The 25,865-nt window shown below is 60.3% G+C and carries 28 protein-coding genes; 5 read left to right on the plus strand and 23 right to left on the minus strand.

Going from position 1 to position 25,865, the window contains the following annotated elements; all coding sequences use genetic code 11:
- Nucleotides 1-160 precede the first annotated feature (160 nt).
- The 7 genes from AC1DE1_RS01735 to AC1DE1_RS01765 all read right to left on the minus strand — a co-directional run bounded on the left by AC1DE1_RS01735 (nucleotide 161) and on the right by AC1DE1_RS01765 (nucleotide 4,042).
- Nucleotides 161-451 carry a hypothetical protein gene (locus tag AC1DE1_RS01735; RefSeq protein WP_477178836.1) on the minus strand — a complete coding sequence of 97 codons (291 nt, stop codon included), beginning with the start codon at nucleotides 449-451 and terminating at the stop codon, nucleotides 161-163.
- A complete protein-coding gene (locus AC1DE1_RS01740; protein ID WP_477178837.1) occupies nucleotides 436-609 on the minus strand; it encodes a hypothetical protein in 174 nt (57 codons plus the stop codon). Before AC1DE1_RS01740 ends, AC1DE1_RS01735 begins: the two co-directional genes overlap by 16 nt.
- Nucleotides 610-684: 75 nt before the next feature.
- Nucleotides 685-1,101: a DUF3592 domain-containing protein gene (locus AC1DE1_RS01745; RefSeq protein ID WP_477178838.1), complete on the minus strand. Its 417-nt coding sequence runs from the start codon at nucleotides 1,099-1,101 to the stop codon at nucleotides 685-687.
- A 106-nt stretch (nucleotides 1,102-1,207) separates the two neighbouring features.
- Entirely contained in the window at nucleotides 1,208-1,624 is a 417-nt protein-coding gene (locus AC1DE1_RS01750; RefSeq protein WP_441603990.1) for a hypothetical protein, read from the minus strand.
- A 684-nt stretch (nucleotides 1,625-2,308) separates the two neighbouring features.
- A complete protein-coding gene (locus AC1DE1_RS01755) occupies nucleotides 2,309-2,800 on the minus strand; it encodes a hypothetical protein (RefSeq protein WP_477178839.1) in 492 nt (163 codons plus the stop codon).
- Between the two features lie 129 nt (nucleotides 2,801-2,929).
- Complete coding sequence (locus AC1DE1_RS01760) at nucleotides 2,930-3,163, minus strand: hypothetical protein (protein ID WP_477178840.1); 234 nt, start codon at nucleotides 3,161-3,163, stop codon at nucleotides 2,930-2,932.
- A gap of 132 nt (nucleotides 3,164-3,295) precedes the next feature.
- The gene (locus tag AC1DE1_RS01765; RefSeq protein ID WP_477178841.1) at nucleotides 3,296-4,042 is read right to left on the minus strand and encodes an energy transducer TonB; all 747 of its coding nucleotides are present in this window, start codon (nucleotides 4,040-4,042) and stop codon (nucleotides 3,296-3,298) included.
- Nucleotides 4,043-4,938: 896 nt separating this feature from the next.
- Between AC1DE1_RS01765 and AC1DE1_RS01770 the strand changes: the two genes are divergently transcribed.
- Complete coding sequence (locus tag AC1DE1_RS01770) at nucleotides 4,939-5,505, plus strand: pilin (protein WP_477178842.1); 567 nt, start codon at nucleotides 4,939-4,941, stop codon at nucleotides 5,503-5,505.
- Between the two features lie 301 nt (nucleotides 5,506-5,806).
- On the opposite strand, the gene AC1DE1_RS01775 is transcribed toward AC1DE1_RS01770, so the two are convergent.
- Entirely contained in the window at nucleotides 5,807-6,478 is a 672-nt protein-coding gene (locus tag AC1DE1_RS01775) for an ankyrin repeat domain-containing protein (protein ID WP_477178843.1), read from the minus strand.
- Between the two features lie 83 nt (nucleotides 6,479-6,561).
- A complete protein-coding gene (locus AC1DE1_RS01780; RefSeq protein ID WP_477178844.1) occupies nucleotides 6,562-7,173 on the minus strand; it encodes a hypothetical protein in 612 nt (203 codons plus the stop codon).
- Between the two features lie 197 nt (nucleotides 7,174-7,370).
- Here AC1DE1_RS01780 and AC1DE1_RS01785 point away from each other — a divergent pair, with 197 nt between their 5' ends.
- The 3 genes from AC1DE1_RS01785 to AC1DE1_RS01795 all read left to right on the plus strand — a co-directional run bounded on the left by AC1DE1_RS01785 (nucleotide 7,371) and on the right by AC1DE1_RS01795 (nucleotide 9,567).
- Nucleotides 7,371-8,714, plus strand: a complete 1,344-nt coding sequence (locus tag AC1DE1_RS01785) for a glycoside hydrolase family 2 (protein WP_477178845.1) — start codon at nucleotides 7,371-7,373, stop codon at nucleotides 8,712-8,714.
- Nucleotides 8,715-8,992: 278 nt separating this feature from the next.
- Nucleotides 8,993-9,328 carry a hypothetical protein gene (locus AC1DE1_RS01790; protein WP_441603355.1) on the plus strand — a complete coding sequence of 112 codons (336 nt, stop codon included), beginning with the start codon at nucleotides 8,993-8,995 and terminating at the stop codon, nucleotides 9,326-9,328.
- Between the two features lie 17 nt (nucleotides 9,329-9,345).
- Nucleotides 9,346-9,567: a TonB-dependent receptor gene (locus AC1DE1_RS01795; RefSeq protein WP_441603354.1), complete on the plus strand. Its 222-nt coding sequence runs from the start codon at nucleotides 9,346-9,348 to the stop codon at nucleotides 9,565-9,567.
- Here the strand turns inward: AC1DE1_RS01795 and AC1DE1_RS01800 are convergent, their stop codons facing one another.
- The 7 genes from AC1DE1_RS01800 to dmeF form a co-directional block, all read right to left on the minus strand.
- Nucleotides 9,568-9,975: an MAPEG family protein gene (locus AC1DE1_RS01800; protein WP_477178565.1), complete on the minus strand. Its 408-nt coding sequence runs from the start codon at nucleotides 9,973-9,975 to the stop codon at nucleotides 9,568-9,570. It lies immediately after the preceding gene.
- 1,176 nt (nucleotides 9,976-11,151) lie between these two features.
- Nucleotides 11,152-11,508 (minus strand): DUF1428 domain-containing protein, encoded by a 357-nt coding sequence (locus AC1DE1_RS01805; protein ID WP_441603352.1) that lies wholly within the window; start codon nucleotides 11,506-11,508, stop codon nucleotides 11,152-11,154.
- A gap of 83 nt (nucleotides 11,509-11,591) precedes the next feature.
- Nucleotides 11,592-12,275, minus strand: a complete 684-nt coding sequence (locus AC1DE1_RS01810) for a Type 1 glutamine amidotransferase-like domain-containing protein (RefSeq protein ID WP_477178846.1) — start codon at nucleotides 12,273-12,275, stop codon at nucleotides 11,592-11,594.
- A 767-nt stretch (nucleotides 12,276-13,042) separates the two neighbouring features.
- Nucleotides 13,043-13,357, minus strand: coding sequence for a HigA family addiction module antitoxin (locus AC1DE1_RS01815; RefSeq protein WP_477178847.1), 315 nt, complete (start codon nucleotides 13,355-13,357; stop codon nucleotides 13,043-13,045).
- A 140-nt stretch (nucleotides 13,358-13,497) separates the two neighbouring features.
- Complete coding sequence (locus AC1DE1_RS01820; RefSeq protein ID WP_477178848.1) at nucleotides 13,498-13,842, minus strand: hypothetical protein; 345 nt, start codon at nucleotides 13,840-13,842, stop codon at nucleotides 13,498-13,500.
- A gap of 289 nt (nucleotides 13,843-14,131) precedes the next feature.
- Nucleotides 14,132-16,390, minus strand: coding sequence for an ornithine decarboxylase (speC, locus tag AC1DE1_RS01825; RefSeq protein WP_477178849.1), 2,259 nt, complete (start codon nucleotides 16,388-16,390; stop codon nucleotides 14,132-14,134).
- Between the two features lie 358 nt (nucleotides 16,391-16,748).
- The gene (gene dmeF / locus AC1DE1_RS01830; protein ID WP_477178850.1) at nucleotides 16,749-17,732 is read right to left on the minus strand and encodes a CDF family Co(II)/Ni(II) efflux transporter DmeF; all 984 of its coding nucleotides are present in this window, start codon (nucleotides 17,730-17,732) and stop codon (nucleotides 16,749-16,751) included.
- Between the two features lie 41 nt (nucleotides 17,733-17,773).
- Here dmeF and AC1DE1_RS01835 point away from each other — a divergent pair, with 41 nt between their 5' ends.
- Nucleotides 17,774-18,040, plus strand: a complete 267-nt coding sequence (locus AC1DE1_RS01835) for a metal/formaldehyde-sensitive transcriptional repressor (protein WP_441603346.1) — start codon at nucleotides 17,774-17,776, stop codon at nucleotides 18,038-18,040.
- A 70-nt stretch (nucleotides 18,041-18,110) separates the two neighbouring features.
- On the opposite strand, the gene AC1DE1_RS01840 is transcribed toward AC1DE1_RS01835, so the two are convergent.
- From AC1DE1_RS01840 to AC1DE1_RS01870, 7 genes are all read right to left on the minus strand, one after another.
- Nucleotides 18,111-19,028 carry a DUF5996 family protein gene (locus tag AC1DE1_RS01840; protein ID WP_477178851.1) on the minus strand — a complete coding sequence of 306 codons (918 nt, stop codon included), beginning with the start codon at nucleotides 19,026-19,028 and terminating at the stop codon, nucleotides 18,111-18,113.
- Nucleotides 19,029-19,130: 102 nt separating this feature from the next.
- A complete protein-coding gene (locus tag AC1DE1_RS01845; RefSeq protein ID WP_121879940.1) occupies nucleotides 19,131-19,376 on the minus strand; it encodes a hypothetical protein in 246 nt (81 codons plus the stop codon).
- A 130-nt stretch (nucleotides 19,377-19,506) separates the two neighbouring features.
- Nucleotides 19,507-19,797 carry a hypothetical protein gene (locus AC1DE1_RS01850; RefSeq protein WP_477177823.1) on the minus strand — a complete coding sequence of 97 codons (291 nt, stop codon included), beginning with the start codon at nucleotides 19,795-19,797 and terminating at the stop codon, nucleotides 19,507-19,509.
- Between the two features lie 303 nt (nucleotides 19,798-20,100).
- Nucleotides 20,101-21,144 carry a fimbrial protein gene (locus tag AC1DE1_RS01855; RefSeq protein ID WP_477178852.1) on the minus strand — a complete coding sequence of 348 codons (1,044 nt, stop codon included), beginning with the start codon at nucleotides 21,142-21,144 and terminating at the stop codon, nucleotides 20,101-20,103.
- Between the two features lie 26 nt (nucleotides 21,145-21,170).
- The gene (locus AC1DE1_RS01860) at nucleotides 21,171-24,038 is read right to left on the minus strand and encodes a fimbria/pilus outer membrane usher protein (RefSeq protein WP_477178853.1); all 2,868 of its coding nucleotides are present in this window, start codon (nucleotides 24,036-24,038) and stop codon (nucleotides 21,171-21,173) included.
- Nucleotides 24,039-24,423: 385 nt separating this feature from the next.
- On the minus strand, nucleotides 24,424-25,161 hold the full coding sequence (locus AC1DE1_RS01865; RefSeq protein ID WP_477178854.1) for a fimbrial biogenesis chaperone: 738 nt from the start codon (nucleotides 25,159-25,161) through the stop codon (nucleotides 24,424-24,426).
- 95 nt (nucleotides 25,162-25,256) lie between these two features.
- Nucleotides 25,257-25,850: a fimbrial protein gene (locus AC1DE1_RS01870; protein WP_477177827.1), complete on the minus strand. Its 594-nt coding sequence runs from the start codon at nucleotides 25,848-25,850 to the stop codon at nucleotides 25,257-25,259.
- Nucleotides 25,851-25,865 lie beyond the last annotated feature (15 nt).

The raw sequence follows: 25,865 nt of genomic DNA on the forward strand, positions 1-25,865 counted from the left end.
GACCAAAGGGATCGATGTGGTCCCCGCATGACAGAGCCAGAGCGTTTGCCTGTCGATTCTTCACTTGGGAACCGACCAACTCATCATCGGACCGACGAGCCACTGGCGAAATGACGACTTTTTCAACACCATCGGTCGAAAGCGGACATTAACGACGGCTTCAAAACAGGGTGTAAGCGACAAACGCAGCACCCATGATGCAGAACAAGATCGCCAACATCGCGCGCCATTTCGCCGTTGAAAAGACCCGTGCGGCGAGCCATCCCGACCACAAGATCAGACCCAGGCCTATTCCCGAGAGCGCCCAGAAGCCCCTTAGCTTGAGGGCTACAACCTCAGCCGCCAGTCCGGGCTTCGGATCTCCTAGAAGAGAGGTCAACGCGAAGAACAGAAATACCCAGGAGAGCAAAGCCAGGGCGACTGCCGTGTTGGCACCTAATACACGCTGCATCGAATTGCTCTCCAGATGGCGAACGCCTTCTTTATGGCCGGCAGTGCCGCATCAGAAGCAGCCTTTGCCATGTCCGAGCAGCCATCCACATCCGCCAGGCAGGGCGTTGCTGCGAGTGCGGCCAGCGAGAAGAGAAGTGAATAGCTAGCTGAATTCATGCAAAGCCCTTCATTGGCACAGGCGTATCGTCCCTAGTAAATACTGCCCGCTTTGGGTCGGAAGCGGGCACTTCATCAAGCGTGTCTCGCCCGACGCCGCCCCATCAACCACGTACCCAGGGCAGCAAAAATCGCAAATGCCAGGGACATGCCAAGGGGGACAAGAACCGCCGCTTTTAGCTCGTCGTTCGCCGACCCACCAATTGCGACCGATGGCCTGCGTGGTAAGTAGCTCAGCACGGATTCTTCACCAATCTCCAAATGGCACGATTCCGAGTGACTGTATACGCGGTCACCAACTTCGTACGAAAAGTCGCAAGCACGATGATTTTCCGGGTGGATTGCCGTGACAGTTGCGCGAACGGGAACACCCTGCTCGCTAAGTCTGTAAAGATTTATCCAATTGTTCGGCGTAGCGTTGATAACGACGGCAAACGAAAAGAAGAAGAACACGAATACAGCTAGCCCCCTATTGAGCGGTGTCCACTTCATCGTCGCTCTCTCCCCTCAGAAAGTTTGGCAAGCGAGTCATTCGGCCCGGTATTATGGCTTCAGAGCCGGCAACAAGAGCGTCCGCTCCGGGTCGAAAGCAGACCTTCTACTTGGCTCGCTTTCGCCCTTGTTTACCCAGGATCGCAAAAAGCTCACCCATGGAGAGCCGGTCGTGCCAGATCTCCTCTAACGACAGGTGATGGACTCTATCCAGGTCGTTCGCGAGAACCTCAAACTCTAGCGCGTCGGGCCAGTCGCTCACGGGATAGCGAGCCCGATAAATGGCCAATAACTCGTCATCCGGGCGAAGCAGGAGAGCCTGCCGCCGAGGAATGGCAAACGCGGCGGCGAACAACCAAAGGAACTGCCGGATGTCTTCTTTCGGCGAGCCGGGGAACTCCCTGCGCCAAAGCTTCCCCATACATTTCCGCCCACGATAGAGCTCCATGCTCTTGTGCGATATGTGCAAGAGCAGTCCGCCGACAACGGAGGCGCCGATGATAACGAGCACAAAACCCACCATGTTGCCTCCTTGGCGACTATCCGCCGCGGGTCGAAAACGGAGCATGCAACAACATCAACTGCCCTCCGCACGTTCCTCAGGCGGCCCAAATGCGACGTAGCCAGCGATGAAAGGAAGAGTCCCTGCGAGAAACGAATAGAACGTCAGCTGATGCCATAGGGCCAAACCCGAAATCACGTACAAGATAGCCATGGCCAACGACAGAAAGAAACCAACAAGCGGGCGCCGCTTAAGGCAAATGATTGTGGCAATGCCCAAGAACCCACATGCCACCCAACCAACGTGCGCAATGGGCGCCTCGCCTCTCATGCGCTGTATGACTGGCGTCGAGCTGAAAATGTGGAAGGCCAGATCGAATCCGATCGCGAACGGGCCAATGGACATCCAGCCCACTAGCCACTGCCCTATCCATCTAGCCGAAGCTGTTGACCCTCTCATTTCCCCTTCCCTATAGGCCATTTCCGCCTCGAAGATCCTCGCACCGTCTACTTTGGATTTCGACACGCCGGCCGAACGATTCCAGCAATGTGTTGCGTCGACCGGCTGAAGTCGCAGTCGAAAGCGGACAGTTCAGTCTCGCATAGGACTGGGATCATTAACCCCCAAAACCTCGATAACCAGTAGGCAGTCGGCGCTGGGGACACCGCATGGGTTGCCACATGGAGACTGACCTTTTGCCCTATTTCAGTGCCGAAGTGCATCGAGAAGAAGTGCCACAGTCTTAGACGCCTTGTCGGAACAAAATCTTGGGTTGTCGACTTTGATTGTAACAATCTGGCCTTGCACAACCGCGTCCACCAGATCCGATTCGCCATCCATAACACCGCACGACACAGCTTTTCCGTTGTAAGCCTTCAAGACCTCAATGAGCTTTCTCAGTCGAACCAGATCGAGCGCCGGTTTCTCGGCTCCTAGATTGGCCGCTTTGACGAGCAACCTTCCTTGATCATGGGACGACTCGCTTTCGAATGAGCGCTGCGTGCGGTTAGACACAATAAATCCAGTGACCGCGCCGGACATGTAGTCGCGGGTCCAGACGCGGAGCTCAAAGTCGGCGGTCGACGTTAACGGTGCAAGCCAAGCGGCACGCGCGTATTCGCGCGCAGCGGGTTTGAGATCTTCCGGAAAGAAGCTGGAAGGCTTGCTCGCAGCATCAAAGGAAATGAACGCGAACAACAGAAACGCTAGACACCTCATTGACCGAGCTCCCCACAGCCCATCCGAGTATGTAGAAATCCTAACAATGTATGCCGGTCAAATTAGCGCGTCCAAGTCCGCTTTGGGTCGAAAGCGAACCTTTCGCCTCTACTCCAGCCCGAGGGCGACTAAACGTCCCAGGGGCTTCGATATGACAATCACCAGCAGCCCAAGAGCTACGTAAGCAGCGTTACCAAAGATTGTATGCGTTGGGTAGCGCTGAACTTCAACGCCAAGCGCCATCTCGATGAAGTACAGGCTCCAGCCAAAGGCAAAGAACGCAGTCCAGACGGTTCCTAAGAGCCGAAGAACTAGCGTGGCAATCCGCTGGTAGCTCGTCATAAGTCCCCCTGTCGACGATTTCCATGACCCTGACCGGCATGTCCACTCTGGGTCACAAGCAGACCGCGGCATCATCAGCCCTCTCGGACTGCCGCGAGCGCATATACCCCCAGCCCTGCCAACAGCCGCCTCCTAACTGCCACCCAAAGGCGTAGTCAGCTTTACCGATGAGTCGGTAAGGTGAACGGTACCGTCAGCCATGGCATCCGATGCCTGGGCATGCGCATCGGGCTCAGCTTCGCCAAAAGTCACTGCAGCGCGCGGCCCCGGGATGTAGACGTCCCAATCGCCCGGGCCGGGCTGCTTAGGCTCCGGGGTGCCATAGACGCGCCCGATGAAAGCGACGGGAACCCGAACCCACCAACCGGATCGGTTGACGAACTTGCCTGATGTCGGCACGTGCCATGTCCAGGACTTCAAAGCCTTGGTGGCGGCATAGCCAAGGTCCTTTCGAAAGCGCTCCTGAGCCTCGGCGGGTACTGCCGTGCGCAGATTCACCTGCTCAGCAATGGCCTTCTCGGAATGGCCGTCCTTTCCAACCAGGATCAACGTATAGACCGTGCCGCTTACCCCTGCGCTGAGCGATGTCCCGGGATATAGCGGTTGCACTTGTTTATCCGGCTTCACGGTTTCGTCGACGGATTTGAAGTCATCGTCAAACGAGGCCGAAACAATGCTTATCGTGTCGTGCTTATCGTCGACGGCCTTGGCCAGAAGTCGGATGGTCATTCGCTCGGTGATATCCACCGGCAAGGTCATGGCCCTTTCAAATGTCCAAGTGGGGATGTTTTTGTCCAGCAAGTCACGAACGAACGGCGGAAGCTTCGCTGCCTGGTCAATGGTGTAGCTATCCACCTTGCCCTCGGGACTGATCTTCACCGAGCCGGTCACCAGAGTACTCGCCACTACTTGCTTGCGCAGATCGCCTGCGTGGCCAGCAAACGCTGTCAATCCCAGGCACGCGCAAAGCACTGTCGCCTTCCCTATTCGCATACAAGCCCCCCCTGTTTATATATAGAAATTGTAACAATGGATCCCGGTCAAATCAGCGCACCCAAGCCCGCTTTGAGTGGGAGTCGGACACTCCCTTTCCGAAGCTCAACAAAGGGGTCAGCGCACTCTCTCTATAAGCTCGCTGAGGAAGATCCAGTTCGCGTAGCGAGAGTTCGGCCACGAGGCAGGACTAGAAAAGTGCTCTGACCCCTTTGTCCTCTTCAAGAATTGCAGGAATGCCGGCAGCAGCTTCCTCCGGGGAAATACCTGCGCAGGACACGGTGACACGATAGGTTGCTGCCATGTTCCCTCCGCCTACGGAAGTGTCCAACGCTGACCTGGGCAGCATCGCAAGCTCAGGGACATCGAGCAAGGTGGCGACGTCCGGAGCAAGAAGCCGAACGTCCATGGCAAACAGGCCCATCTTGGCTAAGTTGCGTTCGCACGGTTTGTACAAGGAGCCGTTGATGGAAGCCCAACAGGCGAGTAACCGTTTCAGCTGTCTCGATAGACAACTGGAATTGTTACAAACAACGACCGCATCACGGCCAAAAAAGCATCGTCCCTAAAAAGCGTAACGACGTCACATTTCTCGTTGGGCCGAGTTGTCCGCCGTGATGGCGCTGGCTATCGTCGCCGCGCGTGGTAGTTGGTACCCATGGGATCTCGAGCGCTCGCGTGCCTTGGACGGATTATTTCGTGCAAAGCAGGACCCGCATTCAAGGTCTTTGCTCTTTGGCCGATAGCAGCTTGCCGTCGATCTTTCCTTCGCGCAGAGAATCGTGACGGTGCGCCACCTTCGGTATTCCGGGTTTGTTGCACTAGCAACCAAGCATGCGCATCACTTCTACTGGGCCAAATTCTTGAGTGCTAGGGGGCATATGAGAATTTATATGGACACTCATCGGCAGGCGGGCTTTACGTTGATCGAATTGATGATCGTCGTAGCCATCATCGCGATCCTGGCAGCCATTGCGATACCTGCGTATCAGAATTACGTGATTCGTTCTCAGGTGATGGAAGGCTTTTCGTTGGCCGAAGGCCCAAAGCTCGCAGTCGCCGAGTACTACTACAACACCGGCACGTTCCCTACCACGGAAGCTGAGGCGGGGCTGCAGAGCGCCAATGCCTATGCCGGCAAGTACGTGGGCCGTGTAGATGCACTTTCGCGGCCCGGTAACGTTCTGGTGCACTTCGACAACACAGATGGGCAACAGGCCAACGCCGCCATCGCCGGCCTTCAGCTGGGGTTTGCCGCGGTAATCACCAATGGCTCGGTCCAATGGGTGTGTACCGACCGAAACATCAATGGCATCCCTCTTCAATATCTGCCCTTGACCTGTCGCTGATGCACGGCGAATAGTCGGCCTGGAGCCACGCTCGCCTGCCCAATAATGCATGGGCCCATGACGGGCATTCGGACGGCGTTCGCGCTTTCGCCCCGCGCCCAGGTGCGGCCGCCGTCCACTTCACCGTTAACCCGCGGGTGGCCTGTTACCGACTGCCCCGCGGGACTGCCTGGCGTGACCTCGCATAAGCCTGCTTCATCGCAAACGTCACCGGACTGAAGCACGCATGCTTCGCAGCCGCATTTGTCGGTGCAGCGGCACGCGCACAACGGCTGGCACGTGCATGGCACGGGGGCAACCTTCAAAAGTCGGGAAATTTGATGCCGCGCTCCACAGCCAGGCGCATTGTCTTGGCATCTGGGTGAGCGCCGCGGTGCACCAGGGCATCGACAATGCGCTGGTTCCTGCATGTCACGGCGCCGCGCAATGCGCTGTTGCCATTGGGCAGCGCAAAACTGGCATCGGCTCCGGCCTCAAGTAAAACGGCGACGTTTTCCGCCCTGTCCTCCCAGGCCGCCGCCATCAACGGCGAAAATTCATCTGGCTGCCCTGGATCGGGGCGAAGGCCGTGGCGCAAGAGCGCCTTGATCATCGCCGGTGAACCGTGTTGGGCGGCCTCATGCATCGCCATGCTGTCGGCGGCGTCTTTGCGCCACTGCGCTCCCCGACCGAAAAGGCTGTCCAGCAGCGGCACGTCGTCGGCAAGCACGGCTAACCCGAGAGGCGTTATCTCCAGGTCGCCGAACGGATAACTCTTGTTGGGATCGGGCAACGCAGCCACCAAGGCGGCGAGCCTTTTCCGATCAGGCCGCGAGGCGCCAGGTGCCGCGCCTCCACAGATGGTGTCACCCCGCATGTTTGCCATCGCCACGTCGTGCGCGGCAACAAGCACGGCCGGGTCACCTGCCGCCTTGGCCAGTGTGCTTGATGACGCGACGAGCAAGAAGAAAAACAGGCATTGAAGTCTGCGCACGCAATCCCCCTGGCTCACCCTATCCCCCTCGCCCAAGACCGGTCATGTCTCGACGGTCCGCTTCGGCTCGAAAGCAGACTTATTCACGAAACCCAGACGGGAAAGCGAATGAGCGGCTTCCACTGATCTTTGGCGCGGCGCATATACACATACAAACCCTGCCCGCAAAGGCTACCGCAGTGATGAGCCACGTAGACAACCGCGATTTCTCCATCCGGGGAATAGCCCGGAAGACTCACGGACGTCCAGCCAGTGGCTCCGGGATAAGATTCGTACAGCTTCTTCCAGGCCTCGTCCAACGATGCCTTGCCCGCCGCCATGGATTGACCGTCGAAAATCCGTTGGATCTCCTGCTCGCGGTGCAGCCGCACCCCCTTGCATTCAAGGCTTTCCGGCAACGAAGTTGCGGAGCCGCTTCTGCGTTTCAGGTCGGCAAAAGCACCTGACTCATCGATCGACTCCAGATCGTCGCTCCCCCTGGGGGCAACAGTCGTAGACGAGAGCAGGACGTAACCATCCTCGGCCTGGCACTGCGAACTCAGGGCGGCTCGCAAGACCGCCGCATCTTCTCGCTCTAATGTCTGCGCACTTGGGCCGGCCTGTGCTGACAGGCATGGCAATGCAACAAACGCAAAAGCTGCAACGAGTCGTTTGAGCATTTCTCCCCCCATGGCTTCCACTTGAAATGGTTGCAAACAGGCATTCCTGATAGTCCGTTTCGGATCGAAAGCGAACGTTGTCGCCCGCAGGTGACCTTGGTGGGTGCCCGCCCCATGCTAGCGGTAATCGAGGTGGGCGAAGGCCCGGGACGGCGTTGCCCTGGCGACCAACGTTCGTGCGTTTTCCCAAAAGGACTCTTAGACTGCCGCCAGGAATCGCCACGGAGCTCGATGTGATGCGATGGTCTGGCTACCTGGTTTCGCTTTGCCTGCTCATGGCTTCCACGATCGGAAGCGCACATGCGGTGGCCAGCCCTCCGCCCGACGCCAGTGTCGTCCTTGGGCATTCGACTGTACCGCTGAACGGCCCGTGGCGATTTCACCCTGGCGACGATGATCGCTGGTCCTCACCGGACTTCGACGACAGCGGATGGGAAACCGTTGACCTCACGCCTGCCGCCGGCGCGCATGATGGCGATGTCGGCCTGCCGGGTTACGTCACCGGCTGGAGTCAACGCGGCCATGCCCACTACACCGGCTATGCCTGGTATCGAATGAAGGTCGCAGTCGACAGCGATAAAGGTAGCGCACTTGCCTTGGCTGGCCCGACGCTGGTGGATTCAACGTATCAGCTCTATGTCGACGGAACGCTGGTCGGCGGCCCGGGCGAGTTCTCGCAGGCACCGCCCACGGTATTCGCCGCCAAACCAACTGTCTTCGTGTTGCCCACGTCACCATCGACTCAAACGCAGACCTACGTCATTGCATTTCGTGTATGGCTGGATCCTCTTGAAGCGGGTGCGGAGAGCGGCGGGATGCATGTTGCTCCCGTGATCGGCGCGGCAGATGCCATAGGCCAGCTCCATCAGACGCAGTGGTTACAGACGTTCAAGGGTTACGTGGTTGATGCGGTCGAGCCGCTCGCCCTGGTGCTGCTGGCGATCATGGTCGTGGGGTTGATGGCGAGCAGGAGCGCCGACAGTTATCGATGGCTGGTCGCCGCGCTGGTCTTTCTGGCGCTTCTTCGCCTCAATCAGGTGCTGTTTTTCTGGACGCCCTATCTCAGCTTGCGAGGCTACGACATTGCCGTCACCGTACTGCTGAGGCCCCTCACGCTGGCCGCATGGACGCTGGCATGGCGCGACTGGTTTGGCTTGAACCGGCACTCATGGCTTGGGCGCGCCGTCGGCGCACTCACGGTGGCTTATGTGGCCATTGCATGCCTCGGCCGCCCCTGGTTTGCGCCCGAAGCAACCCATGGCTTCAAGGCATTTGCCGGCATGATCATCGAAGGCCTGCGCCTGGTATTTGCAGCGCTTTACCTCTGGACTATTGGCCTTGGCGTGATGCGATCGGCCAAGCCCTCCACCTGGCTGGCCGCCCTTGCAGCGATCCTTGTGGGCATAGGCCTGTTCGCGACGGAGCTCAGCGCCGTAGGAGTGCCAGGAATCTGGTTTCCGTATGGAACGGGGGTGTCGAGGAGCCAATATGCCTACGCCATCTTCATCGCGCTGTTGTTTGTGCTGATCCTTGTGCGATCCGTTGGCTACGCGAAGAAAGTAAGAGTCGGGGCCTGAGTACCCTTTTCAGCCCCACCTCATGGGAGTGGAAGCACGGGAAGCGTCGCCCCCTTGCCCTTTATTCACCCGATATCGAGCGCTCTCCCCTTACAGCCGCGTAACGGGAGAAGGCGCATGTTGAGGGTGTGCCGAGGCACGGTTAGCCCCGCCTCGCGCCTCAGATTGTTTGCATGGCTTTGTAGTAGGTCCTCTGAGCTTTCTCCGCGTATGTCGGAGCCGCAGGCTAGCGCTTGCTCTTGACTTGCCAGCCGCAGGTCCACACTCGAGGCATCGCCATGTACAACCCCAATCAAGTGAACTCGCTTTACTTCTATCCGCACACGCTGCACTTCTCTCCCGTTCCGGAAGCGACGGACAGTGAGCAGCGTAATCGCTGGTTTCCGAGCTACAAAGCATCTGCCGCGAGCATGTGGGCAAAAACGCCGGTAGCGCAAGCCAGGCGCGCTCCTGAGCGCGATTCGCGCAACAGCGACAAAATTCGCCAGGGAATGGACGATGCCCGCATGGATGACGACGGTGCACCCATACAAGCGGCGCCCAGCGAGATTGCCGACGGGCGCTCAATCCTTGTTCAGTCGCCAGATCCCTTTACGCCCCGCTCAACCAAATAAGCACAAAGGCAATCCTCATGACCAGCATTTCGGGCAAGACCACCAACGGCTTTACGTATGAAGGCGACTACGAACACGCAAATCCGGATCGCGTCACATGGACTGCCATCTTTCGGCGCAGCGGTGTCTTCTTCGGCATGCGGCATGGTCGCGTCAGCGAACTTACGGGCGTCCCCGCCGGAGAGATCAGCGAAGCCGTCCAGGACGACATCGAGTTTGTTTGGGTCCAGGCGCGGTAACTATCCTGCAAGCAAGGCGCACGTCCAGTAGATCGCGATTGCCAGCTGCACGGCGAAGAAGAAAAACCGAACGTTGACCGCCAAGACACTCAAGGAGACCAGGTGAGTGATGGATTGGGCCATGCGGGCTACCAGAAGCCACGGGGCCAGCCCATCAGTAACACCGCTGCGGCCGGTCGCGATGGCCACGAGAAGAAGACCGCCAACCACAGGGAGACTCTCGATGCAGTTGGCATGCGCTCGCGCCAGCCGCTGCAAAAATGGCGAGAGGTTCGCGTTATCAGGCTTGAACTCGTTGGATCGGGCGCGCCCGGAGACAACCAGATAAGAGCGAATGCCCTCCATGAGCACGAGCAAGAAGAGTGTCCATGCGATGAAGAGCGTCAGTACCAGGCTTGATGTGCTCATCGATCAACCCTCCTGCGTGCTGAGGCGGACGAATGGGGCGTTCGGGCCAAGAGTATCGGCTACCGGGACTTCATGGATACCGGACCTCAGCCCAGTGCCGCCACGATGAATGTCCGCCAGGGGGCGGAGGCGCACGTCGCCCCTGTCAAAACTTCGCTGGATAGCTTTTGTGCTCCGGCCCCTCAGCCGCAGAACGCCAAGCGCAGGCCTGGCAACCACATCGACCCAGACACGGTCGACTGCAGCTTGACCTGCATCGACAGGGCACGAACCGGGTCTGCCCCCTGCGCATCACGAAGAACGAGGCGATATCAAAAAAACCGTCTGTCGAGGGATAGCGACACAGGCCCTCTTGGGTCGGGTCAAGATTCGTGGTCACGGCTCAGCCCCGCCGGCCGCTCTGCGCGAGCAGCCCATTGGTCCATCGCCGAATAAAGTTGACTCCACCACCACAGGCGATCTGGCGGCCCGACGGTGCGTGTCGAGGTATAGACCATGTGCTCAAACGCCAACTGCATCGTTTCCTCGGGCTCACCATTGCTCTGGAGCCTGAGCAGTTCTGCATCCAGGGACAAGAGTCCATCAGCCAGCTGTGATCGAGTAAGCGCCATGCAGTCTATCGCCCCCAGGCTTCAAGACAGATCGAACAAACCTCTTGCATGAGTCTGTTATTCGCCACGGTAACCCTGCCGCACGACGGCGCTTCAATGGCCGGCGCGTGTCGATAAGCGCCGCGACGGAATGGTCGGAAGCAATGCCCCCATCCCGCCAAGGCGCGGACGATCATCGCCCGCCGCCCCGGTTGATCCTTCGGGCCGCATCCACGACCGCCGCGAGGTGCTGTCTTCGCGACAGGATCGGAGGTGGCTTCGATGCGGGCGCTCCCAACAGGCGATCCCACACATCGCGCAGGTGAATAGCGAGCTGGCCGAGAGCACTCGCAGAACGGTGAGTATCGAGAGGAAAGTGGCCGGCCACGGCTATCGCCTAAAGGGGACCCTGCGTGCGCCGAGATGGCGATCCAGGTGAGAAGGCCAGCGAGGAGTTCGGGCGAAGCTCCCGCACCTCTCAAGCTGCGCTTCCTCCCGTTAGTGGCCAGTTAAGCCGAAGGCGGGCCTGCCGCAACGACGAATCGTCAGGCAGAGCCCCTTTTCAGCAGCATCAAACAGGGCCGCCCTACTTAGGCAGGCTGACCACTGCCTTGAAGCCGCCGAAGATCATGCGCTTGCCGTCAAAGGGGCACTCGCTGGCGGCGTCCATGCGCGGATCTTTCATGAATTTCTCCATGCCGGCATCGCGGGTGGCCTTGTCGGGCCATTCCACCCAGGAAAACACTACGGATTCATCCTGCGTCGCCTGCACGGCGCGGCGAAAATCGGTGAGCTTGCCATCGGGCACGTCGTCTCCCCAGCACTCCACCACCCGGATAGCGCCGAACTCCACGAAAATGGCGTCGAAAGTACGGGCGTGCTCGATGAATTTCTCGCGGTTGGCGTTGGGTACGGCGATCACGAAACCATCGATATAAGACATGACTATCTCCTTCGCGGAAGGGGTGGCCGGCATGGTCACCTACATGGATGCGACGAACGAGTGCTTGCGGGATCGACACGGGGCTACGGCCCCACGATTTGACGCTCGAAGAGCCTCCAGTGCCCCTCGGAGACCACCTCGACGGCACCGCCCACCACCTTGATGGCTGTCTCGTCGTCGAGCGCATACCCTGGCACCGGCAACCGCGCGGCCCACGTCTCGGCGTCGGCCATCGTGTTCTGCGGGCACATGGCGTTGTCCAGATGCGGGAAGATCGAAAAGCCGACCATGCCCAGCGCGCCATCACCGCCGGCGGTCGGCTTCCAGCCCACGAACCTCTCGCCCACGTACGGAGCCATCACCATGCTGCCGGCACTCAGCCCCACATAGACCGTCTCGCTGAGCGACGAGAACAGATCCGCCAGGCCGGACTCACGCATCCAGTGGTGCAGATACAGGACGTCGCCACCACACACCAGCAAGGCATCGGTTTGCCTGACCAAGGGGACCCAGTTCTCCTCGTCGATGCTGGGCAGCGCGGTCAGCTCAAGCATGCCTACGGACTTCCATCCCAGCTCGACCATGGGCGTGGGCGTCTGTCCGGCGATCTGCCGCCACGTCATGACCGCGGTCCCGGGCAGCATGCCGTACATCGCGGTGGGGATGCACAGAGCGGTCGATTCGGCGATGGGTTTGCCGAGCATGTCGACGAGCGCGTCGCGGATGCTCGGGTTGCTGACGCCGCCGGAGGTGAGGAGAAGCTTCATCGCGCTTTCCTTGTCCATCGAGAGCCGGGAACGGTCACGGCGAAGTGTGTGAGCGTTCGAACACTGCCGGATTCTTCAGCAGATGAGTCAATCACGGCGTCGCTGACTCGCACAAGTGTAGGAGCCAGCTGCCGCGGACCAGCAGGCTCGCGCGATGCTGGTCAGGCAACAATCGCCTGCGGATAGGGTTCAAAGTCGATGCAATGCTTCTCCGCACCGCCCCAGAATGCTTCGCGCACGTACGGGGTCAGCGGCAGGCGGTGGCGCAGACGCTAACGCGAAGCGCTTTGAGCAGGCTCACAATCGAAGTGGTCGATGATTTTGACACCCTCTTTTCGCCCAGGCTGGCTTCCGATTGCGCCGCTGACAATTCCCAGATGGTAGCGAAAGCTACAAAGCCGTCCCGCGCCTGGGACGCTCTGCTGTTCAGAGCCATATAGAAGATAGAGGTCGGAGGTTGTTCTGCCACCGTCGGCGCTTGTGGAAATTTCGATCCAAGCGCCTATGTAACCCGCGACAAGCGATGGGCGTTCCGAGACTTTAAGAACCGTGGCTCGAAGCACTGATTCATCCTTCGCCATTGACGTACCTGCTCCTGCGACGGCGAACATTGCGGCCAGAATTCCAGTTAGATTTTTCATGGCACAGGTGTTTGCTTTTGATCGAGTTTGCAGAGGGATTTTTCGAGCAAACGCGACGGAGGTAGTTAAATCAACCAATGGCGGTTGGACTCAACCGTCTCCGCTCCATTTATCGTGCGTCTGTCGTTAATCAACGAGGGGACGATAGGCACGGATCACCGGCTTCGCCCTCTCCAGATCGTACCGCGCCTGAAGTGCCAGCCAGTAGAAGGCGGTGGTGTCGAAGGCAAGGGAGAGGCGGATGGCGACCTTGGGCGTGATGGGGTGAGTCTCGGCGATGAAGGCTTTGATCTGATCGGAGGGTATGCCGCTGCGACGGGCGAGTTGGGCAGGGTTGAGGGCGCTCGGGATCAGGTAGGCGTGCAGCAGGATGTCGCCGGGGGCACGCAGGGGTTGCGAGGGGTCTACTTCCGAGTGCGGGGTGAGCTGGATCAGTTCCATGGTGGTTCCTCCCTGTCGGACACGGCTCCGCAGCGGCTCAGGCGCTTACAGCGCTCCGTGTCAGTGAATGCTTGGCAGCTTTGTCGGTGATCGCCCGAGTGCAGCGCATCGCCGTGCCGGCCGATGCGCTGAAACGGCGATCATCGGAAGCGTATGGTGTTCACTCGACGCTCGTCACCGAGCCGGCGGGCGTACTGCTGGAGACAGTAGATCGCCGTGCCCAGGCTGGCCGTGACGGCCACGGGAAGCGGCCATGGCAGCGGTTTGCCGGGGAATCCCCGCGCCTGCGCTTGGCGGCACTGCTCGCTGTCGACACGCAAGCGCGTGAGGGCCAGCACCGCCAGCGCGATGTCGCCGCGAGTGACAAGACGCAGGGGTTCGGGCCATGCCATCGACGTGGATGACGGGGCGTGAGGCGGAGGAGTGAGGGTGTCGTCAGGGGGAACGGACGAGCGAATGCGTACCGTATGATCGCGGATAGCCATGATCAACTCTCTTCAAGTTGGTGATGGTTAGCGGGTCGTGGGTGTTGGTGCACTCACGGCCCGCGCCTCATGACCTGGTGGTCATGGTCATTCGCGAGGCCGTGCAACACGGCAGCGCGAATGACCGACTGACCCTAACAAGCAAGGTTCGTAGCGTCTGTCAGGGTTGGGCGAGATGGATGTCCGCGTGGCCGCAGGCGAGCGTGAGGGCTCGGGGCTGACAAAATGTCAGCGCATGGTCGCCACTGGACATATCGGCCGCGATAATCGCTACCGCTCGAAATCCCCGTCAGCTTTTACCTTCGTTGACCACGTACGTATAGAAGCGCACTCGGCCGTCCTCCGGCACCTGATACACCCCTTGCACCTCATAGGAAAAGCCCGGGAACCGGTTGCAGCTTTCCTCGAAAGCCAGGAAGTAATCGATCATGGGTTGCGCGCGATCGTCGTAGCGCTCGCCCGGTATCACGATGCCGATGCCCGGTGGATAGATCAGCGCGAGAGTGGCTGCAATGCGACCCTTGACCTGATCCATGGGCACGAAATCCACGCGTCCGCTGACCAGCGCTTCATTCGCTTCGCGTGCCGACATCGCCTGCTCCGGGAACGATTCGTAGCGAAAACTCAGGCGCTGCAATTCCTTGACGTTCTTTGACGCATAGAACTCGTGCATTTCCTGCGCGACCTGACGCACGGTGTAGCCGCGATATCGCTCCTGGTACTTGCGGGACAGCGCTGGAAGCACCTGATCGAGCGGATGGTCTTCGTCATAGTGATCGCGGAAGCGCTCCAGTGCAGCGAGCAGCATCGCCATCTTGCCCTCGCCTACCGCAGGCGTCATCAGGAAGAGAATGCTGTTGAGGTCGTTCTTCTCCGGGATGACATGGTTCTCCCGCAGGTAGTTGGCGATCACCGTGGCAGGAATGCCGCTGCTGGCATATGCGCCCGTTCTCGGGTCGATACCGGGCGTGGTGAGCATGAGTTTGGTCGGGTCCACCATCGCGGCATCGGCACCCAGATGCCGATAGCCGTGCCAGGTTTCCTGCGGGTCAAGCTGCCAGTACTCCTGTTCCACAGCCAGTACATCGGTGGGCACGTCCTCCCACTTGACGCGTTCGCCCTGGTATTTCACGGTGTCCGGCACGAACGGGTTGAGGAAGCCGGCAAACCGCTTGCGTATCGCCTTCCTGGCCTCGATCCCCAGTTTCACCATGTCATCCCACAGCACGCGACCAGCCTTGTCGGCATGCATCTGCGCGTTGACGTCCAGGCTGGAGAACAATGGATAGAACGGTGACGTCGACGCCTGCAGCATGAACATCTCGTTGAACCGTTTATGGTTCACGCGAAACGGCTGTTCGCGGATATGCGCGTCGCGCACATGGATCTGCGAGGCCTGCGAAAAGCCGGCCAACTGCTTGTGAGTTGACTGGGTGGCAATGATGCCCGGGTCCTTGTCGGTCAGCGACAGGCTCATGCCGAAGTGATCTTTCATCAGCGGATGGAAGGCACCAAAACCGGCCCACGCCTCGTCGAAGTGGATGTACTCGCAAAGATGGCCGATCTTCTCCAGCACCTTCTTGGCGTTGTACACGGTGCCGTCATAGGTGCATTGCTCGATGATGGCAACGCGGATGGGCCGCTCGCGCTTCCAGGCATCGGTGTCCTTCAGGCGCGGATGATGCTTGATCTTGTCGCGTATCGACTCTTCATCAAAAGCAGCCCAGTCGATCGGGCCGACCATGCCGAATCCATTGCGATCGGCTTGCAGATAAATGGGAATGGCCCCGGCGAAAACCAGCGCACCGTGGTGATTGGACTTGTGGTTGTTCCGGTCGAACAGAACGATGTCGCGGCTGGTCAGCAGCGCCGTGTTGACCACCTTGTTCGATGCCGAGGTGCCGTTGAGCACGAAGTACGTACGATCGGCCAGGAACACGCGCGCCGCGGCCTGTTGCGCCGCCAATGCGGGTCCTTCGTGGATCAGCAAGTCACCCAGGGACACCATGGCATTGCAGATGTCATCGCGAAACACGTTCTCGCCCATGTGCTCGTAGAACAACCGTCCAGCAGGATGGCGCATGAACATCTGTCCACCCTGGTGACCCGGGCAGGCCCAGGTGCGATTGGCGTCGAAGTCGTATTGCATCAGCGTGCCGAAGAACGGCGTGAGCAGGCTCGACACGTATTGCTCCACCGAGGCCGCCAGGCGCTTCTCGTAGAAGTCGCGGCTTTCAAGATCAGCGATAACGACGCCATCCAGCGACTTCAGGAACGGATCGTGGAATGTCTCATCGTGGCGGTCGCTCATCATGAAGATGGGCATGCGCAGTCCACGCGCATCGCGGGTTTCGATAGCGACGGGCGCCAGTTCCCGCGACACCACGATGGCACCCACATCGGCACCGGATCGAATCGCCTCTGCCAAATCCCGCGGCGACACTACCGACGTGCGGAAATGCAGATCCTGCTCGATGACGCTGCTGACCTCCTCGCTGCGGTCACCGGCAACGAGGATGCGGAAATAGTGCGTGAAGGGGATGCTCATGGCGACCACTCCCTGGAAAGGGTGATGAAGGTCGAACGGCGTCTGCGGTGATTGCAGTTTCCTGAGAATGCAGTGGGCGTGTGCTACCCGCGCTGCACCAGCGATTGTCGGCGAGATAACGTGAATCGGTCGCGAAGCGATCACGACGCAAGCCGCGCTTGCGTACGATGGTTACCGACGTCGATACCATTGCGGAAACATGCACGCCAGAATGCCAAAGGAAATACTACTGAGCTGATACCACGCAAAACTACATAGGTAGGCGCGATGGTGATCAAGCGAAAGCGGGTTGAATCCAGTTGGCGGGAAACCTCCGTTACGAATCACCGAACCTCAGCATTGAGCCTGCACGTGACCTTCAGACCTGCTGCGGTCGGGGAAAGTACACCAGGGTTGGCGCATCGGCCTGGGCAATCTCGACGGTGACATGCGCCAATTCTTCATGGATGGACAAATGCCCGCGCACCAGGGCCGGCGTCAGGGGTGCGTCGGTGACGAGGCCCAGGATGCAGGCGTAGCGGCCTTTGCCCACCCGCCAGACATGGAGATCGCTAATGGACGTGCCCGGGAGCTTGTCGGTTACGACGTCGCGGATTTCTTCCACTACGGGCGCATCCATATCCGCATCGAGCAAGATGCGACCAGACTGCTTGAGCAGGCTGACGGCCCACTGAGCGACCAGGACGGAGCCAACGACACCCATGACGGGATCCAGCCAAGAGATGTTGAGAAATTTGCCACCCAGCAGAGCGAGGATGGCAAGCACCGATGTAGCCGCATCAGCAATCACGTGGAGATAGGCTGAGCGCAAGTTGATGTCATGGTGGTGATCGTGCGCGTGACCATGGCCGTGATCGTGATCGTGGTGATGACCATCTTTCAATAGCCAAGCACAAAGCAGGTTGACGAAGAGCCCCACCACCGCGATTGGAATGGCTTGGTTGTAGTGAATGGGGGCTGGGTTCACCAGGTGCTCGATGGATTGCACAAGCATCAGCACAGCCACCACGCCCAGTAAGAGCGCGCTGCTATAACCACCCAACACTTCGATCTTCCAGGTGCCAAAGGCAAAGCGGCTATCTGTGGCCAATCGCCGCGCCAGGACATAAGCCCCCGCGGAGACGCCCAAGGCCAATGCATGGGAACTCATGTGCCAGCCGTCTGCCAGGAGGGCCATGGAATTGAGCCAGTACCCGCCAACAATTTCTATCACCATCATGATCGCGGTGATGACGACGGCCCGAAGGGTGTTCTTCTCGGCAAGCGGATTGCCTTCGTTGAACTGGTGGGGGTGCTTGAAGGGCGATGGGTCAGGGATCGTCACGACGGGTATCTCATACATGGTATACCCCCCTATACTACGCGCATCATCAGGAGATCACCATGTCTCACACCATCCAGAACAAAAAGTCCTTGATCACGCGGGTGCGCCGCATCAGCGGCCAGGTGGCGTCATTGGAAAAGGCGCTGGAGGCGGATGCCGACTGCGATGCGGTGTTACAACAGGCCGCCTCGATACGCGGTGCGGTCCAAGGACTGATGAGCCAACTGCTGGAGGAACACCTGAGGGAACATGTGGCTGCAGCCAACCCAAAGGCGTTACGGGAATTGGAACCCGTGATGGCCGTGCTGCGTAGCTACCTGCGTTGATGCCGCTTCCATCGGAGCCTGTGCCCCAACTTGCGGACAAACCAGGGCCCTGCCAAACGGAAAGCAGTCGCTAAACAGGCCTTCCGCTCCCCAAAAGCTTCGGATCCCAACCCGCACGCTGAGCCCCGGCGTTGTAGGCAGTCCGAAAAAACGCCAGCAGATCGCCATCCGGATCGTTCGATTGGCGCAGGTCGTCGTAATCCAGGATGAACTCGCCCATGGCCGAATCCCAGCGGGCGCTTGCCGGGCTGATGGGTGCGCCTTCGATGCCTGCGGGCTGCGGATAGGCAAACGAATAGAACGCCGGCTTCGGGTACGCGGCACTGCCAGCCCACCAACCCATCTCGATCAGCTCGGCGTTCATCGCATTGCGGCGGATATAGTCGGACTTGGGCGGCGGCGCCACGGCCTTGCCGTTGTAGAGCACATCGCGGATATCGAGCGTTCCCCACATCAGGCCGATGGGTTGCGTCTTGCCCTCGAAGGCACCGCGGAAAACCTGCATCACGCGCTGTGTGCTCAGCATGATGCGCCACCAGTGATGGGCCAGGGTTGGCTCATACGGGCGAGGCTCTTTGTCCTGGTCAAATGGAATGGGGTTGGCCACTTCTTGTGGCATCAGGTTGATGGATACGTCGACGCCTACCTTGCGCAGCACGTCGAAGAGCCGTTCCACAAACTCAGCCACCGACATCGGCGCCAACTTGAAGCTCCCCGAGCTGCCCCAGCTGGTGACACAGATCAGCTCGTGCGCCATCAGGTCGACGTTGACCTCATACACACCACCCGCATAGTCGATCGGCCCCGTGGTCAATCCACGTGCGCTCATCGCCATCGCGATCGCGGACCACTGCGGCTGAAACGGTGCCTTGAGCTTCAACTTGCCAACGGCTTGCAGACCCATGTGCAGCAAGTACTGGGTACCGGCGAAGTCCGGGTAGGAAAGTTCGGGCCATGGGTCGCGATGGCTATCGTTCGTGGCAGGCATGGCAGCGTCCTTATCGAAGCGAAAGATGTCGACTGCAACGTGACGCCGCAGCCATTCCGGGCGCGGCTCGCCGAGCCCTGCCCGATCGACATCGACGGCGTGTTACGGCTCGCCGCCCTGCTCTTGCCACTGCTTGAACTTCGCGCACATGTCCTCGGTCCAGCGAGGCTCGCCACACGACGGCGGCGGCATGTGACCACTGGATACGGATTTGTAGATGGCGTCCGCATGCTGGAACACGCTGTCGCGGTCACCAAGGTCCATGCTCTTGATCATGTGAGCGACATCCATGCCCGTGAACATGGGGAGGATATCGCTGGCGAAACTCAGCTTGGCAGGCGTTGGCATAGGTCATCTCCCGGAGGGAACGCAGAGCACCGGAAACTCCCGGCAGTCCGCCACACGCTACGCCGTGCAACGTCAAAGAGCCGTCGCCTGATCGGTGGCCGCGCCTTGCGCGCGGCCACCCTCCCTCGGATTACTTGCCTTCGGGCACGAGATTGGCCAGCTTGCCCTTCTTGTCGAACTGGCAGCTGAAGTTCTTCTTGCCATCCATGCCGGCGTCGGCAACGCCGGTGATCGTGTAGCCAGCATCGGCAGCCTGCACCGGCTGCAGCTGGATATAGTCGTTCTTCACATCGAACTTTTTCGCCGCCGCATCCAGGCAGCGGGTGGTCAGCTTGCCGGGATCGGGGCGGTCCGAAGCAAAGGCGTGCGAGCTAAGGACAAGCGCTAGGGTAGCGGCCAGGAGCAAGGAAGCGTTGCGCATGGGTCTATCTCCGTTCGAGGCACGAGGCCGAAATCATTGTTACCGGAGTGTGCATTCCGTTTCCTTGCGGCAGGATGAATCGCACGCACAGATAAAGCGGGTCGCAGTCAGCTTGTGTCGTGAGCTGTGTGTCGAAAAATGGTGTAGGCAGGGCCACTGCCACCGTGGAAGCTATCGAAAATGCGATCTCATGCTTGCTACTTTCTGCCGGGAGAGGTGGCGGGAGTGGGCCCGATACGCTTACGTCCCCAAAAAAAAGGGCCGGAATCCCGGCCCTTCGTCTTCACGCAGCGATCTGGATGACTACAAGTACTGCATGGTAAACGTCATCGATGTATTGGCCGTACCGGGTGTAATGGCCCCTGTGCGGTAGTAGCGCGCCTTGAACGGAATGGTGTAGCTGCCGCCCGTGCTCTTGGTGTACCCGCTGAAGGACTGATAGCTGCTCAAGGGGTAAGCGGCGGTCCCGGCGGAATTCAAGAGCTGCACGGCCACGCCGGAAGCGGACGAGCTGCCATCCAGAGCAACAATCGACTGCGAGCTATTCACCAGGGTGGTCACCGGGTCGATGCGGTACTGAATAGCGTTCAATCCAGCAGGACAGTTATTGAGGCTGACATTGAAACTCACGGCAGTGGTCGTGGCGCCAACACTGGCCATCTCACTGGGCGAATGGGTACCTAGCGGCACCGTGACATTGGGCGTCGTGCACGCCAGCGAGACGATGGTGACGGGCGTGACCGCAAAGGTGTCAAGCTGGCTCGTCTGCGTCCCTGCATTCGTAACGGGCGCAAAGTTCAGGACGACGACGCCGGGTACAACGCCACCCGTGACAGTGGCTGTCTTGACCAGCGCAATGGCAATTTGCACGCCTTCCGTAATCGTACCGTTGAGGTGTGTCCATATGGGACCTTCATAGGTCGTGGTGAATCCGTTCCAAGCGGACCAACCGGCGTAGCTGTTGTAAATCGATCCCACCACGGCAATGCCCACGCCCGCCACGTTGGTTTGATAGACCGAGGCGGTCCCTGAGCCCGAGGGAATAGCGACTGAAACAGCCGTGGGCGAGGTGAAAGACATTACCTGGCCTTTTCCGCCGACGTAGCCGTCGGAAGCCGTGCAGCGATAGAGCGCGCTATTGCTGACGCTGTAGTACCAGCTGGTCAGCAGCGTTCCGACGGCCGCATCGCGCGGCACCGAAACCGTGCTTGGCAGCGTCACCGTAAAGGACTGGTTGCCGCCCGTGCACGATGATGAGGCTGCGAACGCGCGGCCTGTAAAGAGAGTCAGCAAACAGGCAAGCAAGATGAACTGCCTGCCGGTGCGCCATGTGATATCTGTTTTCATGTGATTGGCTCCAGCGGACCAGGACGTTAGCGACAAATCGCGTCGGTCGTTTCGATATCGGCACGCGAGCTCCTGGCACGCGCCGGCAACTGATAACTGACGCGACACTGCTTGGCCTCGTCATCACCCCAACGCACCTGCAACGTCCCGTCCTCTTCCGCGCCACGCACAAACAACTGCCCACCCTGACCCACCACGCCGATGCTCTGCCCATGGGCATCGAGCACTTCGGCGCCAAAGGGAAGCGCATCCCCATTGGGCTGCTTCGCATGGATCAGCACAGCGCGGCCGCTGGTGGTTTCGAACTTCAGCGGAATCACCGCACCCGCGCGCGGCGCCGTCTGCAGGCGGGTGGTCTGCAATTCCACATCGCTGGAGGTGCCCGCCGGATCGAGCGTGACGTCGTTCATGCGATACGGAATCAGGTTGGTGGCTACCGCGTAGCCGCGACTGTCCACGGTGGCCTGACCGCTGCTGCTGATCCGGGCACCCTTGGCATCCGGCGCCTGGATAATGCCGATGGGGCTGCTGAGATCCAGCTGCGGCGACAACGTGACGCCACCGCCATGCACCACCACACCACCGGCCGCACTGACCGACGCCTGCTGGTAATGGCTGGAGTACGAGTAGCTGCCGTTGAGGTTGGCGTACGGCGCCTGCCAGCCCAGCGTGCCGCTTGCGGATGTCTGCGAGCTGCTGTTGTTGTAATCGCTGTAGGTCGCGTTGCCGCCGTAGTTGAACTCGCTGTTCCTGCCGAACGTGCCGATGACGCCGACGCGGTCGTTGCTTCCCATGACGTCGTCATGGGTGGCACTGAAGGACAACTGCGGTGCGTTGCGCGAGGACGGCCCACCCAGCGGGATCGATACATTGACACCGAACTGGTTGTCGTAGTGCGAGCCGTTGTACATCGGGCCCGCCGAAAACGTGCGGCTGGCGGTGACGCCGAAGTTCACGCGCTTATACGTGTTGGTGTAACCCATCTGGTAGGTGGTGGCATTGGTCATGCCATTCCAGTAGGTGTTGCGCGAACCGTTGAAATACAGCTGGCCGTACTTGCCGCCAAAATCCTGGTTGACGGTGACGTTGAGGCGCTGCTTCTGGCGCATCGTGTTGAGCACATCCATGCTGGACGTGCGCATCGATGTCATCATGTCCTGCGTGAGTACCGCATCGCTCAGTGACAGGTATTTGCCGTTCGAGTAACGGTAGGACGCCAGCGCGAACGTGGTGCCCGAGGTGGCAAACACCTTGGAATAGGAGGCACGGTAGCTGTAGCCGGACAGCGACTGCGCACCCTTGAAGGTCGTGTGCGAGTTGGTCACGTCCAGCGCGAATGCGCCGATCGACGTGTTGATGGCGGCACCGCCCAGGTAGGAGTGGTACAGGTCGCGGTAGGTGGACTGCACGCCACCGTAAACCGTCAGCCAGTTATTGATGCCACGCTGGTACGTGCCTTCGACGAAGTACGGCTTGTCGTTGCGCAGAGCATCGTTGCGCACCTGTCCGTCCGTAATCGCCCATCGACCCACGCCCGGGCGCAGCAGCATCGGCACGGCCGAATACGGCACGATGAAGCTGTGCATGCTGCCGTCGGCTTCAAACACGCTTACCGTCAGATCGCCGCCGTAACCGGTGGCATACAGATCGTTGACCACGAAGGGACCCGGAGCCACCGTCGTCTGGTACAGCAGATTGCCGTTCTGCCGTACCTCCACGCGAGCCTGCGTGTTGGCGGTGCCGCGCACGGTCGGCGCGTAACCCTGCTGCGAGTCCGGCAGCATGCGGTCATCGCTGTACACGGTAAGGCCGCGGAACGGCGTGGTGTCGAACACGATGCCCTGGGTGTAGCTATCGCCAACGGTGAGCTGGGCCTTCCACGCGGTAATGTCGTGGGTGGCCGTGGTATTGACGTTGGTCCAGTGCTTTTTGCCGGTGCGCTCGTCCCACTGCACGTTTTCCTGGCTGCGCACGCGCCAGCCCGCCACATTCAGACCCAGGTTGAGGCCGAGATAGGCGTTGATGTCGTTGGAGCTGTAGCCGCTGGCCTGCGCAGGTGCAAACGTGCCGCGCTGCACCGACACGTACTGGCCAGCGGTATTGAGCATGTAGTTGCCCGAGGGAGCCGCCGTATACGTACCGCCAGGACCCGGCACGTAATACTGGCTGCCCTGCACCTGGAGCGGCGTGCCGTCTTCGGCCACGGCGGTGCCGTAGCCCGGATGGCGCGGACCGGAGTAGCTCTGGTTGAGCGAGTAAGCGTTGAAGTTGTAGCCGACCAGCAAGGCGGTTTCGCCCTGGTCCCACAGATCCGGACTCACATAGCCGCGCGCCTGGCGCTTGAGTGATTCCTGCGGGATGGATGCATCCAGGCGCAGCTCGCCTACGTCCATGGTCACGGTGGCGTCCGCGCTGATATCGCGGATCGACACGCACATGTTCTGCGGGTTGACTACCTGCGGATCGAGTGCGTTGACGTCCACACCCATCTGCACCAAGGTCGCGTAGTCGAAGCACGGCTGCGCCACCTGGCCGCTGTCCGCCGCGTGGAACTGGATGTTCTTGCGTGCGACGCGACCGTCATTGACGAACACGTCGACGTTGTAGCTGCCCGGCAGCACCGGATTGCCCTTTTCGAAACGCGACACGTCCACCGACTGACTGGAGGCCGTAAAGGCGCTGCTGAACTCGATGGCGCCCCCCGGATCAGCGGCAGGCTCCAGCGCGGGGGCCGCCGCCGCAGGGGCGGCAGCCGGGGCGGCAAGCACGGCGGCCGGCGCCAGGCCCAGCGCCAACATCACCGACCAGCTCAGAAAGCCTGGGCGCGGCATGCAGCGCGAAGCGGCTTCCTTCGCGTGCAAGGAATACATGGATGGGATGCTCGTCGCGTTCATGGATGTCACCGCGTTCCTTGAGACAAAAACTCCCCGCCGGGCGAGCCGCCGTTGCGGCGCCGGAGACAGTCTTGATGGGTCATGCCCTGTCGGGCGGCTTGCTGGATGTGGCTCTTGATGGTCCGTTGGAGCGCCGCGCCAAACCTGTGCGGGAAATGATCCAGATCCTTTTGCGTTGATGGGGATCGCGCTACGGCTGCACCGATAACATCAGAGCCGCCTTAAGAGGCCACCACTTCGTAGAGCCTGCAGCATCGTCTCGACTCAAGACGAACTGACCGGCGCCGCGCCCTGCCCGCCATTCGCTTACATCATCGAACGGTGCGGTCGCGCCCTTGCCGCGCTCTTCCTCCGTGGCGCGAAGTGCGCCGTTCACACCCAGGAGTCAGCGCGTGAAACTCATTTCATGTGGATTGAATCCACCGAAATCGTTGATGACGGTGACCACGAGTTTGCCCTCGGCATCGGGCGTGCCCGCAATCGGATAAGTGCCCTTGCCCTTGGCCGGACACATGCCGCCTTTGCTTACCGACGGCTGCTCGGGCGTGCCCTTGAACGAAACGTCGCTGAAGGAAATGTTGTACGGCGTGTCGTTGGTGCACTCCACGTCGTAGCGGTTGTCGCTGGACACCAGCCGCCAATGGAGCTGGTCGGGCGCGTCGTCCACCGAGCCCTGCAAGCCCTTGGGACGGTAGAACAACTTGAGGCGCGAACGCACCGCAAGCTGCATGAAGTTGTCTGATGCATCCGAGCCCGCTTTGGGCTTGGGCGGAATTTCGAGAATGTTGAGCCAGAACACCGTTTCGCGATCCTGGGGCAGATCGCCGGCGCCCGTGAACATGATGCGCAGAGTCTGGCCCTTGCTGGGATCGACGCGCGACATCGGCGGCGTGATCACAAACGGTGCCTTGCTGGTTTCGGCGCGCTCGCTGGCGTCGCCGGTATCGATCCATGCCTGGATAAGCCGTGCTTCCTTGCCGTCATTGACCATGCTCAACGAGACCTCGCGCTGATCGGCGGGATACACCACGCGGGTGCCGTTGATGGTGATGCCGGCATGGGCGGAGCCGAGGCTCGCGGCGATGACGGTCACGGCGCACAAGGCGCGGCTGAAGACATGCATATCACTGCTCTCTAGGCGGGAAACGAACCACACTTACCCGGATCGGGTTGAGCAAGACCGGCGAACCGGTCTTGCTCCTGAAAGCCCAAGAGCGATCAGTTGTACTGCATGGAGTACGTCAGGTACGTGGAGACCGCACCGGAGGTGGCGGCGCCACCCTTGGCGAGGTACTGACCCACATAGTTCAGCGTGGCGGTGTTGCTGGCGATGGTGGCAGCCGGCTGGTTGCTGGCGGCGATCAGCGTGGCGCCGTTGACGACAGCAGCGTTAATGTTCAGCTTGATCGGCTGGTTGTTGGCCGGATTCACCATGCGGACCTGCACGTTGGAAGCGCCGCCGGAGGCCTGGTTCTTCAGCGCGCCCGTGGCGGTATCCAGCGCCGGCGTCGCGGTCGTCTCGACCCACAGGGCAGCCGTCTTGCCGTTGGCGCAGTTGGTGCCGCCGCCAAGGATCAGCGAGAAGTTGGTGTCACCGGCGGTCTTGCCATCAGCCGACAGGGCCGAGGTGCTGACGGTCGGCAGGGTCACCGTGATGTTGCCCGTGCCGGTGGCTGCGCCGCCGCCAGTGATGGTGCAGGTGGTGTCGGTGATCTGGCCGTTGAAGGTGATGGTGCCGTCGGCAGCGGAAGCCTGCAGGGCAACGAGGCCAAACGCAGCAGCCAGGACAGCCGAGAAAAGGGTCTTCTTCATGAGTATTTCCTTGGT

Source organism: Dyella sp. 05T440, assembly GCF_056395965.1.